At 68.0% G+C, this 12,639-nt stretch carries 12 protein-coding genes; 6 read left to right on the top strand and 6 right to left on the bottom strand.

The genetic code is table 11. The annotated features are described in order from the left end of the window. The first annotated feature begins 8 nt into the window (after positions 1-8). The 3 genes from AC07NF_RS07925 to AC07NF_RS07915 are packed head-to-tail and all read left to right on the top strand — an operon-like array spanning position 9 to position 2,255. On the top strand, positions 9-1,136 hold the full coding sequence (locus AC07NF_RS07925) for a ferritin-like domain-containing protein (RefSeq protein ID WP_492813648.1): 1,128 nt from the start codon (positions 9-11) through the stop codon (positions 1,134-1,136). Between the two features lie 55 nt (positions 1,137-1,191). After that, positions 1,192-1,722 (top strand): lipocalin family protein, encoded by a 531-nt coding sequence (locus AC07NF_RS07920; RefSeq protein WP_494633492.1) that lies wholly within the window; start codon positions 1,192-1,194, stop codon positions 1,720-1,722. Beyond that, positions 1,689-2,255 carry a lipocalin family protein gene (locus AC07NF_RS07915; RefSeq protein WP_494633860.1) on the top strand — a complete coding sequence of 189 codons (567 nt, stop codon included), beginning with the start codon at positions 1,689-1,691 and terminating at the stop codon, positions 2,253-2,255. Before AC07NF_RS07920 ends, AC07NF_RS07915 begins: the two co-directional genes overlap by 34 nt. Here the strand turns inward: AC07NF_RS07915 and AC07NF_RS07910 are convergent. Beyond that, on the bottom strand, positions 2,252-3,289 hold the full coding sequence (locus tag AC07NF_RS07910; RefSeq protein WP_494633490.1) for a hypothetical protein: 1,038 nt from the start codon (positions 3,287-3,289) through the stop codon (positions 2,252-2,254). The genes AC07NF_RS07915 and AC07NF_RS07910 overlap by 4 nt on opposite strands. Before the next feature lie 134 nt (positions 3,290-3,423). Here AC07NF_RS07910 and mmcB point away from each other — a divergent pair, with 134 nt between their 5' ends. Then, entirely contained in the window at positions 3,424-3,879 is a 456-nt protein-coding gene (gene mmcB / locus AC07NF_RS07905) for a DNA repair putative endonuclease MmcB (RefSeq protein ID WP_494633858.1), read from the top strand. 8 nt (positions 3,880-3,887) lie between these two features. On the opposite strand, the gene AC07NF_RS07900 is transcribed toward mmcB, so the two are convergent. Together AC07NF_RS07900 and recQ are read right to left on the bottom strand one after the other, a co-directional pair. Next, positions 3,888-4,211, bottom strand: coding sequence for a hypothetical protein (locus AC07NF_RS07900; protein ID WP_494633488.1), 324 nt, complete (start codon positions 4,209-4,211; stop codon positions 3,888-3,890). 47 nt (positions 4,212-4,258) lie between these two features. Beyond that, positions 4,259-6,100 (bottom strand): DNA helicase RecQ, encoded by a 1,842-nt coding sequence (gene recQ / locus AC07NF_RS07895; protein ID WP_494633487.1) that lies wholly within the window; start codon positions 6,098-6,100, stop codon positions 4,259-4,261. A 260-nt stretch (positions 6,101-6,360) separates the two neighbouring features. Here recQ and AC07NF_RS07890 point away from each other — a divergent pair, with 260 nt between their 5' ends. Further along, the gene (locus AC07NF_RS07890) at positions 6,361-8,322 is read left to right on the top strand and encodes a transglycosylase domain-containing protein (protein ID WP_492813639.1); all 1,962 of its coding nucleotides are present in this window, start codon (positions 6,361-6,363) and stop codon (positions 8,320-8,322) included. A 52-nt stretch (positions 8,323-8,374) separates the two neighbouring features. Here AC07NF_RS07890 and AC07NF_RS07885 read toward each other — a convergent pair whose 3' ends face one another. The 3 genes from AC07NF_RS07885 to AC07NF_RS07875 all read right to left on the bottom strand — a co-directional run bounded on the left by AC07NF_RS07885 (position 8,375) and on the right by AC07NF_RS07875 (position 11,154). Further along, positions 8,375-9,094: a M48 family metallopeptidase gene (locus AC07NF_RS07885; RefSeq protein WP_494633486.1), complete on the bottom strand. Its 720-nt coding sequence runs from the start codon at positions 9,092-9,094 to the stop codon at positions 8,375-8,377. Between the two features lie 55 nt (positions 9,095-9,149). Continuing rightward, complete coding sequence (locus AC07NF_RS07880; RefSeq protein ID WP_492813636.1) at positions 9,150-10,412, bottom strand: polyhydroxyalkanoate depolymerase; 1,263 nt, start codon at positions 10,410-10,412, stop codon at positions 9,150-9,152. 151 nt (positions 10,413-10,563) lie between these two features. Beyond that, the gene (locus AC07NF_RS07875) at positions 10,564-11,154 is read right to left on the bottom strand and encodes an SCO family protein (protein ID WP_492813634.1); all 591 of its coding nucleotides are present in this window, start codon (positions 11,152-11,154) and stop codon (positions 10,564-10,566) included. 74 nt (positions 11,155-11,228) lie between these two features. On the opposite strand from AC07NF_RS07875, the gene AC07NF_RS07870 reads away from it, so the two are divergent. Continuing rightward, a complete protein-coding gene (locus AC07NF_RS07870) occupies positions 11,229-12,629 on the top strand; it encodes an ActS/PrrB/RegB family redox-sensitive histidine kinase (protein ID WP_492813632.1) in 1,401 nt (466 codons plus the stop codon). Positions 12,630-12,639: the final 10 nt, after the last annotated feature.

Below are 12,639 nucleotides of genomic sequence, written 5' to 3'. Positions count from 1 at the left end.
GCGCCGCAATGACCGACAAGAACATCACCAAGGACGCCATGTACGACGCGGTCGCGCCGGACGACTTCGAGTCGATGCTCGAACTCGACCGCTACGGCAACCGCTCCAGCGCCTTCGACAAGATCATTTCCGCGACCCACGACCACTTCTGGGATCCGCTGGACAAGGCCTATATCGATTTCGACGAGCCGTTCGACATGGAGAACCAGGCCCTGGTGCCCGAGGATCTCGTGATCGCCCTGTCGACCGACTACGTCTCCAACCACCTGTCCGATCCCAAGCAGCGCATCCGCTTCATCAACCAGTCGGTGCTGCGCAGCTTCTCGTCGATCCTGCACGGCGAGCAGGGCGCGCTGAACCTGTCGGCCAGCCTGTGCCATGTGCTCAAGGACCAGGGCGCCCAGGAATACGCCGCCAACCAGACGCGTGAAGAGGCCCGCCACGTCACGGCCTTCGCCAAATATATCAAGGTGCGCTGGGGTCGCCCGGTCGAGTGCGGCCCGGCGCTGAAGACGCTGCTGGTCGAGATCATCGGCGCGCCCGAGGTCTACAAGAAGATCATCGGCATGCAGATGCTGGTGGAAGGCCTGGCCATGGGCGCCTTCGCCACCTTCTTCAACAATATCAACGACCCGGTCGGCAAGAAGCTGCTGCAACTGGTGATGACCGACGAGGCCTTCCACCACAAGTTCGGGAAGATCTGGGCCGACCGCACGGTGCCCAAGCTGAGCCCCGAGGAACACGCCATCATCGAGGACTGGGCGGCGCACTGCTTCCAGACCCTGCTGTTCAACCTGGTCTCGCCGCACCAGCAGCTGGATCTCTACCGCGAGTTCGGCCTGGATCCCGACAAGGTGGTCGAGGAGTACGGGAAGATCATGACCGACGACCTGCGTCGGGAGAACATGAAGGAGCAGACCAACATCTTCCGGGTGCTGGTCAAGACGCTGCTGAACGCCGGCATCATCACCGACCGCACGCGGGCGTTCTACGCCATGTATGTCGACCTCAACGAGCTGAAGAACGAGGGCGAGCGCATGGTCGGCGACGACATCGCCGAGGAAGGCATCCGCTACCTGCAGGCCATCAACTTCAAGGATGGTCGCGCGGGCGCCGTGAGCATCGCCGCCGAATAAGCGGAACATCCGACGCTCCAGCCGCGTTTGGGCGGACCTAGGCAAAGGTTCGCCCATGCGCTTTTCCAAGATCGTCCTGACGAGCCTGATCGCGGTGACGCTGTCGGGCAGCGCTTTGGCGGCCGCCAAGCCGCCGGCCAAGCCGGTCTCGGCGCAGTTCTATTCGGGCCGCTGGTTCGAGATCGCCCGCACGCCCAATGCCGGCCAGCGCGACTGCGAGGCCCCGACCACCGACTTCACCCTGCAGGGGGCGACCTTCAAGGTCCGCCAGGTCTGCCACCGCGGCTCGCCCCTGGGCGCCGAGAAGGTGTTCACGACCAACGGCAAGATCGTCGAGAACAGCCAGAACACCCGCTTCACGATGAGCTTCTTGGGCGGCCTGCGGAAACAGGAATACTGGGTGCTGGACTGCGCCGCCGACGGCTCGTGGGCGATCATGGCCACGCCCGGCGGCAACTATGTCTGGCTGATCTCGCGCACCCCCGACATGCCCGTCGCCACCAAGGCCATCGCCCTCGAGCGGGTGAAGGAGCTGGGCTACGCCAAGCTGGAATATCCGCAACATCCGCCAGGAGCCGGCGCTTGAGACTTCCCCTCCTCGCGGCGCTCGCCGCGCTGGGCCTGACCGCCTGCGTCGCCGGTCCCGTCGGCAACCCGAACCCGCCCCAGCCGGCCAAGGCCGTCGACCTCGAGCGTTATGCCGGCCGCTGGTACGAGGTGGCCCGCTACGACATGCGCTTCGAGAAGGGCTGCGAAGGCGTCACCGCCGAATATTCCAAGCGCCCCGACGGCCTGATCCGGGTGCTCAACACCTGCCATCAGGGCGCGGTCGACGGCCCGGTGAAGGTCAGCGAGGGCAAGGCCAAGGTCGCCGACACCGCGACCAACGCCAAGCTGAAGGTCAGCTTCTTCGGCCCGTTCTTCTTCGGCGAATACTGGGTGCTGGACCACGCGGACGACTACAGCTGGTCGATCGTCGGCGAGGGGTCGGGACGGTACCTGTGGCTGCTGTCGCGCAAGCTGCCGACCGACGCCGACCGCGCGGCCCTGACCGCTAGGGCCAAGGCGCTGGGTTATGATGTGAACCTGCTGCGGCCGACCAAGCAGCCCGCGCCTTAAGGGCGCTTGCCCGGCCAGGTCAGGTAGCCGTTGGCGTCGCGACCGGCGGCGCGGACGCCAGACGACTGTGCGACGAAAGCGGGCGACGGCGTCGGCTCGGCATAGGCCGCGGCCAGGCGATGGTCGAACATCGGATAACGATCCGGGACCCGCTGCGGCGGCTCGGCCCGCGCCATCATCACCGGCGCGGGAGCGGGTTCGGGCGGCACGGCCTGGACCGGAGCGGCGAGGATCGCCGCCTTGGCCTCGACCAGTCGGACCGGGACCGGCGGCGGCGGAGCAGCCGCTACGACCGGCTCGGGCGGCGGCAGGGTCTCGACCCGCGACGCGGCGGCCAGCGTCGTGCGCGGCATGGCCTGTCCCGCCCAGCGGCCCAGGGTGGCGGAGAACTGGGCCTCACAGGCCTGGCCGGCTTCGTCAAAGACCGCCTTCAGCAGCGCCGCCTTGTTCTCCAGCAGCGAGGCCCGCGTCGGGGCCCCGTCCGGCATCGGCGCGCCGTTCTTGTCGGAATTCCACTTGCACCCGTCGGCCAGCGCGACCTTCTGGGTCCGCGTATCGACCACGTTCATGCCGGCCATGTAGTAGACGCGGTAACGGTTCCAGCCGAGCGAGTGCCACATGATGCTGCGCTGGGTCGTGAGGGTGGACACGACATAGCGGGCCGATCCGCCGGCGGCGGCGATCTGCGGCGCCTTCATGCGCTCCAGCGCGAGCAGGCGGTCGTCCACGGTCGCGCCACGCAGGTCGGCCAGCTGAAAGGCCAGGTTTCGCGCCATGGGCTCGGCGGGATCGCCGATCTCGTTCTTCTCGACGATGTTCTTGCCGTCGGACATGTCGACCAGCGCGCCCAGCAGGCCGCCGATCAGGATGTTGCGACCGCTGGACGCCGCGAAGAAAGCGCCCGGACGCAATGCGCCATAGGCGATCGTCTCCGGCCCCTCGACCGCCGCGATCGGCGTGGCCTTTACGCCTGCGGTCGCGACGCCGGCCACCGCCGCCATCGCCACGCCCAACATCCAGATCCGCGCGCTCATGCCCCACCCCGCTGTGCTTCCAAGGCAGCGCTAGGTCTCGGAGAGGTTGTGGTCAAACACGCTCGCCTATCGCGACGCTATTTAACCGTGTTCCAAGCTTGATCCGCGAACAAAGCTGGAACATGATCACGCAGATGGACGTGATCATCGAACTTCAGACCCGCCCGGAAACGACCTTGGCCGTGACCCGAGGGGCCGCGCGGCTGCTGGTCGACCTGGGCTATGCGCCGCTGGCCGAGGTGACCCTGCCGAACGGACGGCGGGCCGACTTGATGGCGTTGGGGCCGAAAGGCGACGTGCTGATCGTCGAGGTGAAGTCGGGGCTGGAGGACTACCGCGTCGACCGCAAATGGGGCGAGTACGCGCCCTATTGCGACGCCTTCTACTTCGCCGTCGCGCCGCATTTTCCAGAGGGCATCCTGCCGGACGAGCCGGGTCTCTTGGTCACCGACGCCTTCGGCGGCGCGGTCGTGCGTGAAGCGCCGCTCGCCCCGTTGGCGCCGGCGCGTCGCAAGGCCCTGACGCTGGCGTTCGCACGGCTCGCGGCCTTGCGGGCCGCGGGCGTGAACGCCGAGCGCCTGAGCTTGTAGCGGTCTAGCTAGTCCAGATTGCGGGCGATCAGGAAGCCCACGCCCAGGCCGATCGCGAACGCGCCCAGGGCGACGCCCACGGGGTGCTCTTCAGCGGCGTGATGGGCGACCTGGGCCTTGTCGCGAGTCCAGGCGGCGCCGACCTTGGCCTTTTCGGACGCGAAGGTGCGGGTCTGCGCGGCCACTTCGGTGGCGGTCTCGCGGGCCGACTTCACGGCCTTGCTGACCACTTCCTTGGCCTGCCGGGTCTTTTCGGCCGTCGTCTTCTTGGCGCCATCCAGCGCGGCGGCGGCGGACGAGGTGTCGGGAGTGAAGCTGCTGATGTCAGTCATGGGGGAGGCTCCTCGGCTTGACCGGAAGCTAACTCGCGGGACGAGGTTTAGTTCTCCCGCACGACCTTCAAAACCGCTTCCCCATAACGGTCCAGCTTGCCCTGGCCTACACCGCCGGACTTGCCCAGGGCCGCCAGGGTGGCCGGCCGCGCGGCGGCGATCTCGGCCAGGGTGGCGTCGTGGAAGATGACATAGGGCGGCACGTGCTGGGCCTGGGCCTGCTCCTTGCGCCAGGCGCGCAGGGCCTCGAACAGCATCTGGTTTTCCAGCGGGATGGTCAGGGCCTTGCCCTCGCGGCGCTTGCGGGCCGTGCTGGCGCGTCCCGTCTCCGGCGCCTCGGTCGTCTGGCGCAGGGCCACGCGGCGCTCGCTGCGATAGACCTGCCGCACGCCCTCGACATCCCCTAAGCCGATCAGCGGCCGACCGTCATTGGGATCCTCGCGCAGCAGACCCTCGAAGATCAGGGTGTCGAACAGGTCGCGCCAGGTCGGCTGGCTGAACTCGCGGCCGATGCCGAAGGTCGGCAGCTGGGCCTCCTGCGGCGTGACGTCCTTGGTCTTGCCCATCAGGTGCTCGATGATCCGCCCGCGCCCGTAGCGGCCGCCCATGCGGTGCACGGCCGACAGCGCCTTCTGGGCGGCCTCGGTGGCGTCGATGCCGGTCGGCGGCGCGACGCAGACGTCGCAGACCCCGCAGGGGGCCACGCCCTCTTCACCGAAATAACGACGGACGGCGGCGGCCCGGCAGGTGACGTCCTCCATCATCGAATAGAATTGGCGCAGCTTCCGCGACTGCGCCTGCTTGACCTCGTCGGGCGCGTCCTTGGTCTCGATGCGGCGACCGGCCCAGGCCATGTCGGCCGAGCCGTACAGGGTGATGCCCTCGGCCGGCTGGCCATCGCGGCCGGCGCGACCGACCTCCTGCCAGTAGGCCTCGATGGCGGCCGGTGGGTCGGCGTGGATCACGAAACGGACATCGGGCTTGTCGACGCCCATGCCGAACGCGATGGTCGCCACCATCACCGCCGCGTCGGCCTCGAGGAACTCCTCCAGCCGGCGGGCGCGGACAGCCTTGTCCAGACCGGCGTGGTAGGCGAGCGCCGGAATGCCCTCCGCATTCAGTTTCTCGGCCAGTTTCTCGGTCGAGTCGCGGCTGCCGGCATAGACGACGCCGGCGCGGCCGGGGCGCTCCAGGACGAGCTCGACCACGCGGTCGTGGCCCTTACCCCGCTTGCGCTCGGCGCTGAGCGCCAGTTCGGGGCGGGCGAAGCTGTCGACGAACTCGGCCGCGCCCTGCAGGCGCAGTTCCGCACGAATGTCGTCGCGGGTGCGGGCGTCGGCGGTGGCGGTGACCGCCAGGCGCGGGATGTCGGGGAAGAGCTCGGCGAGGCGGCCCATCATCCGGTATTCGGGCCGGAAATCGTGACCCCACTGGCTGACGCAGTGGGCCTCGTCGACGGCGATCAAAGCGAGCGGCGTGCGCGAGAGGCGATCCAGCATCCATGGCTGCATCAGGCCTTCGGGCGACAGGTACAGCATGTCGACCTCGCCGGCGTCGATGCGCCGCCAGATCTCGGACCGCTCGTCCATCGAGACGTTGCTGTCCAGCCGCTCGGCCGCCACGCCCGCCTGGCGCAGGCCCTGGACCTGGTCGGCCATCAGGGCGATCAGCGGCGAGATCACCAGGCCCACGCCCGGCCGGATCAGCGACGGGATCTGGTAGCACAACGACTTGCCGCCGCCTGTGGGCAGCACGGCCATGGCGCTGTGGCCGGCCAGGATCTCGTTGATCACCCCCGCCTGCATGCCCCGGAAATCGGCATGGCCAAATGTGCGCCGCAGGACGTCGCGGGCGTGGTCGAGTTCGGGGGATTCGGGAGGAACGTACACGGGGGCTCTTTTGGCAGCCTCGGGCGGCGAGGCCAAGCACGACAGCGCGTCATCTGACGGAGCTAGGAACGCCATGATCGTTCGCCGTTTGTTTCCTCAATTATAGGTGGCAACATGGCGCCAAGAAACCATCGCCACAAGAGCGCCGCATGGCGCGTTCACTTCTCGTCAATCTTGTCGCGCGTTCTGTGGGCTTCGGCTAAACGGAACGGGCGCCAGCACGCGCGCCCGCGCGGCATCTCAGGAATTCAAGGACGACCATGGCGAACGGACCCTTCGGCGGGAACAAGGCGGCCAAGCCGCAGCGCACCCCGCTCCAGGCCCTGGTCTATTGGGGCACCGTCCTGGGCGTCTGGGGCCTGATCTTCGTCGTGGCCTTCTTCGCGGTGTTCGCCAGCGACCTGCCCGACACGTCCAAGCTGTACGACGTCAAGCGCCAGCCCTCGATCAACTATCTGGATCGCTCGGGCGCCCTGCTCGCGGTCCGGGGCAGCCAGTACGCGCCGCCGGTCGATATCGACGCCCTGCCGAAATACGTGCCGGCCGCCTTCGTGGCGATCGAGGACCGCCAGTTCTACCACCACTTCGGCTTCAACCCCTGGGGCATCATGCGGTCGCTGGCGTGGAACGCCACCCATGACGGTCCCCAGCGCGGCGGCTCGACCATCACCCAGCAGCTGGCCCGCAACCTGTTCCTGAGCCCGGCCCAGAACTATCGCCGCAAGGCCCAGGAACTGATCCTGGCCGTCTGGCTGGAGCTGAAGTTCAGCAAGAAGCAGATCCTGGCCCTCTATATGAACCGGGTCTATTTCGGGGCCGGCGCCTACGGCATCGAAGCCGCCTCGCAGCGCTATTTCAACAAGCCCGCCAACGAGCTGACCATCGGTGAGGCCGCTCTGCTGGCCGGCATGATGAAGGGCCCGGCGCGCTATTCGCCGGTCTCTGCCAAGGAACGCGCCGCCCGCCGCGCCACCATCGTTCTCGACGAGATGGTGCGCATCAAGGCCATCACCGCCGAGCAGCGCGACGAGGCCTTCAAGACCCCGGTGCAGGTCTCGGCCACCCTGGCCAACCAGCGCGCCCAGTACTTCACCGACTATATCGACGCCCAGGTCCGCTCGCTGGTCGGCGAACCGACCGAGGACCTGGTTGTCGAGACAACCTTGGACCTGCCGATCCAGGTCTCGGCCGAGCGCGCCGTGAAGCTGGGCGTCGAGGGCCACGGGGCTCAAGGCGTGCAGCAGGCCGCGCTGGTCGCCATCGACGGCGAAGGCCGCATCCGCGCCTATGTGGGCGGCGCCGACTATTCCGACAGCCAGTTCGACCGCGCCACCACCGCCCGCCGCCAGGCCGGCTCGGCCTTCAAGCCGTTCGTCTATCTGACCGCCATGGAGGCCGGCCGCAATCCGTCGGTCATGGTCGTCGACGAACCGGTCAAGATCGGCAACTGGGAGCCGCGCAACTACACCAACAAGTATCTGGGTCCGATGACCCTGCAGACGGCCCTGGCCCAGTCGATCAACACGGTCGCCGCGCGCCTGGCCAACGAGGTCGGCACCAGCAACGTCGCCGCCACCGCTCGCCGCCTGGGCATCACCAGCAAGATCCAGCTGGACCCGTCGATGGCCCTGGGCGCGGTCGAGGTCAGCCCCATGGAGATGGCCCAGGCCTATGCCCCGTTCTCGAACGGCGGCTTCCTGGCCAAGGGTTACGGCATCGAGCGCATCCGCACCGCCAGCGGCAAGGTCCTCTACGACCACAGCGTCGAGAAGACCGCCCGCTCGGCCGTGATCGGCTCGCCAGCCCTGCAGTACATGAACCAGATGATGCGCGAGGTCGTCGCCTCGGGCACCGGGGCCCGCGCCAAGGTCGCCGGCTACGACATCGCCGGCAAGACCGGCACCACCAGCGACTACAAGGACGCCTGGTTCGTCGGCTACACCGGCGGCTTCGTCACCGCCGTCTGGACCGGCAAGGACGACAACACCCCGATGAAGCGCGTCACCGGCGGCGGCGCCCCCGCCGAGGTCTGGCGCACCTTCATGTCGGCCGCCCTGCCCCGCCTGAAGGCCACCCCGATCCCGGGCGGCGTCGTCGAGCCCCCGCCGGTCGCGCCGACGGATCCGATCGGCGACCTGATCAACCCGACCCCGACGCCGGAAGGCCCGGCCGCCGAGACCCCGGCCGGCACGACGCCGCCGGCGGATCAGCTGCCTTACTAGGTCGAAGACAGAGAGGCTCCCCCGCGATGCGGGGGAGCCTTTTCTCTATGGGCTAGGCCCCGATCGCGTGCAGCTCCGCCGCATGGGCCCGCAGCCACGCGCGGTGGGGCGCCGGATCGCCGACCAGCTCTTCGCACAGCGCCCAGAACCTGGGGCCATGGTTGGCCTCGATCAGGTGGGCGCACTCGTGGGCGACGACGTAGTCGGCTACCGCCGCCGGGGCCAGGATCAGTCGCCAGCTGTAGCGGATCGCCGCCGGCGTGCGGGACGTGGCCGGACGGCACGAACCCCAGCGGGCCTTGGGATCAGCCACGGCCACCGAGGGCATCGGCCGGTTCAGGGCGGCGGCGTGGACGGCGGTGCGGTCGGTCAGGATCGCCAGGGCCTCGCGCTTGGCCAGGCGCACCACCTTCAGCCCCCAGTTGGCGTCGTCCGGCGCGACGATGCGGTCACCGTCGATGCGAGCCCGGCCGGGACCGACTTCCAGGCGATAGGCCTGGCCGTTCAGGCACAGGGTCCCGCCCGGCGCCAGGCTCATCCGCTCGGGCAAGGCCGCCAGTTGCTTGGCGATCCAGCCAGACTTCTCCTGGGCGAAGGCGACGGCCTCGTTCAGGCGGCGGGCGGTGGGCGAGAGGGCGACGATCTCGGACTTGGCCCGGTCGACGCGCAAAGAGATCCGGCGCGCCCGGCCGTCCACCCGCAGGCGAACCGGCCAGCCGCCGATCTCCAGTCGATCACCGTCGGAAAAACGTTGGGCCTTGAGCGCGAACATCTGCGCCTAAGATCGTCTGCGCCGCCCCGCCTCGCAAGGGCGACGCGACGTCAGATCAGGCCTCTTCCTCGAAGTGCGGGTCGCACTTGCGGATGAACTTGCGCACGCGCGGATAGATCTCCTCGCGGAAGCGACGGCCGTTGAACACGCCGTAGTGGCCGACGCCGGGCTGCACATAGTCCAACTTCAGCTCGTCCGGGATGTTCTTGCACAGGCCGTGAGCGGCCTGGGTCTGGCCGATGCCGGAGATGTCGTCGTTCTCGCCCTCGACCGTCATCAGGCCGATGTCGGTGACGGCTTCCGGCTTCACCAGCGTCCCGCGATGCATCAGCTCGCCCTTGGGCAGCAGGTACTGCTGGAAGACGATGTCGATGGTCTGGAGGTAGAATTCCTCCGTCAGGTCCAGGACCGACAGATACTCGTCGTAGAATTCCAGGTGCTTGTCGGCGCTGTCGCCGTCGCCCTTCACCAGGTCCTGGAAGTAACGACGGTGGGCCTCCTGGTGGCGCTCGGCGTTCATGCTCATGAAGCTGGCCAGCTGGACGAAGCCCGGATAGACGCGCCGGCCCGCGCCCGGATAGGGCGGCGGCACGGTGTAGATCATGTTCGACTGGAACCAGGTGAACGGCTTTTCCTCGGCCAGCTGGTTGGTCACGGTCGGCGACAGGCGCGCGTCGATCGGCGAGCCCATGAAGGTCATGCTGGCCGGACGCGAGGGATGGTTCTGCTCGGCCATCAGGGCGGCGGCGGCCAGGACCGGCGGACCGGGCTGGCAGACGGCCACCACGTTCGGACGCGGGCCCAGCACCGACAGCATCTGGATGATGTGGTCGATATAGTCGTGGAAGTCGAAACGGCCTTCCAGCACCGACACGTTGCGGGCATTGACCCAGTCGACGATGAACACCGAGTGGTCGGGCAGGAACGCCTCGACCGTGCCGCGCAGCAGGGTGGCGTAGTGGCCCGAAAGCGGCGCGACGATCAGCACGGCAGGGTCCAGGCTGAACTTGCCGGCCCGGCGCATGTCAGCCATGTCGCGGTCGAACTGGATCACGCGCGCCCAGGGGCTTTGCCAGACGATGGTCTCACGGACGCGGACGTCGACCTGGCCGATCTTGACCGTGTCGAGGCCCCATTTGGGCTTGCCGTAGCGGCGAGTGATGTTGGCGAACAGATCCGCCCCGGCGTGCAGACGCCGGCCCAAGGCCGTGTCGGCGGCCGGATTCAGCGGCGATCCCCAGAAATCCCGGGCCGCCAGCGCCATCTGGCGCATCGGAGTGGAGGCGTAGTAAGCCGCCTCGTGCATGGCGTAAAGCATGGCGCATCCGCGATGTTGCAATGCAACATACCACGTTAGACCCTAACGGAGTCTACCCCGTGGAAGCTTTTTGCACCGCGTCACAGCGTCACCGCTCGCGCAGATGGTAGCGCTCTCAACGCTCGCGCCCGTTTTAGCCTTCGCGCCCCGCTTAGCCCTCACGCATCGCGTCGCCGACGCGGCGGGCGATCTCGTCGGGCGGGCTGCCGTAGGGGATCACCGTCTTGTAGCGGCCCTTGGGATCCATCAGGTAGGTCACCGTCGAGTGGTCCATGGTGTAGCCGGGGCCCTCGCCGCTCTTGGCGTAGTAAACCTTGTAGGCCTTGGCCGCGACCTGGACCTGCTCGGGCGTGCCCGTGAGACCAATGGTCGATTTCGGGATGAAGTCGTTCGACAGGTAGGTCTTCATCTGCTCAGGATTGTCGCGACCGGGGTCGACCGAGATGAAGACGATCTGCAGATCCTTGGCTTTCGGACCCAGCTGGTCGGTCGCCGCCGACAGCGCCTGCAGGGTGCCGGGACAGACATCGGGGCAATAGGTGAAACCAAAGAACACCAGGCTCCATTTACCCTTCAGCACCTTCTCGGTGGCGGGCTTGCCGTTCTGGTCGACCATCTGGAACGGACCGCCGATCGGCACGGGAGGCTCGGACTTGAACACGCCCGCGTTCCAGGCCAGGCCGGCGGTGACCACGAGGCCGACGACGCAGGCCAGGATCAGGACAAGGCGGTGACGCGGCATGTGCATTTCATCCTTTTGCGTCCGCCCGATCTTTCACTCTCGCCAAGCGCGAGAATATGGACAATCTTGCGGACATGACTGACGTTTCGTTCGCGAGAACGCCCGACGATCAACGTCATAAAGGGCTCGATAATCCGGGTGAGGAACCGGCGCAAGACGACGCCTGGTCCTGGACCGCGCCAGGGCTGCGCCGTGGACGCTTAAGGGTTCGCACCCTGCTGGCCCAACGGTGGCTTTCGGTGGTCGGACAGACCGCCGTCCTCCTGATTGCAGGTCTCGCGCTGAAGTTGCAAGTGCCGTGGGCGCTATGCTTCACCCTGATCGCCCTGTCGGCCTGGCTGAACGTGCTGCTCGGCCTGGCCTCCAGCGGCCAGCGCCTGGCGCGCGACGGCGAGGCCACCGCCCAGATCGCCTTCGACATCCTGCAGCTGTCGGGCCTGCTGTACCTGACCGGCGGGGCGCTGAACCCGTTCTCGCTGCTGCTGATCGCCCCCGTCACCCTGGCCGCCGCCACCCTGCCCGCGCGCTACGCCCTGGGCCTGGGCCTGCTGGCCGTCGCCTCGACCGTCGCGCTGGCGCTGTTCCACCTGCCGCTGCCCACCCTGGCCGGCGCGATCCCCTCGCCGACGCCCAGCACCCTGATGCTGTGGACCATGGTCAGCGCGCGGATCATCGGCATCGGCCTGACCGCCGCCTATGCCTGGCAGGCCGCCAGCGAGTCCGCGCGGATGGAGTTGGCCCTCAACGTTACCGAGACCGTGCTGGCCCGCGAGCAGCGCCTGTCGGCCCTGGGCGCCCTGGCCGCCGCCGCCGCCCACGAGCTGGGCACGCCGCTGGCCACCATCTCGGTCGTCTCGCGCGAAATGGCCCGCAACGCCGTCAGCGAGGAGATCCGCGAGGACGCCGAGCTGCTGATCGGCCAGGCCGCCCGCTGCCGCGAGATCCTGCAGCGCCTGACCGAAATGCCCGAGGCCAAGGACGCCGTGCACGAGCGCATGAGCCTGGTCCAACTGGTCCAGGACGTGATCGAGCCGCACCTGGTGCACGGCATCCGCGTCGAGGCCGTGGTCAACGGTCCTTCGGGAGAAACCGCGCCCGACATCTGGCGGCGGCCCGAGATCATTCACGCCATGACCTCGATCGTCGAGAATGCGGTCGACTTCGCCCGCAGCGAGGTGATCGTCATCGCCCGCTTCGACGCCCGCTATATCGTTATCGAGGCCCGCGACGACGGGGCCGGCTTCTCGCCCGAGGTGCTGGCCAAGCTGGGCGAGCCCTATGTCACCACCCGGCCGGGGGCGGAAGGCTCTCGCACCGGCCATATCGGCATGGGGCTAGGCTTTTTCATCGCCAAGACCTTGCTGGAACGAACCGGCGCCACCGTGGATTTCCGTAATGGACGTCGTGGCGGCGCCGTAGTCTCGGCTCGTTGGCCCAGGCCGGCGCTTGAAGCTCCCGGCTTTATCGGGGCTTGAAGTACGTTGC

It is taken from the genome of Caulobacter sp. GW821-FHT10A06, from assembly GCF_059415805.1.
Note: the sequence above shows the minus strand (reverse complement) of the source record. Positions and strands in the feature narration are given on the sequence as shown.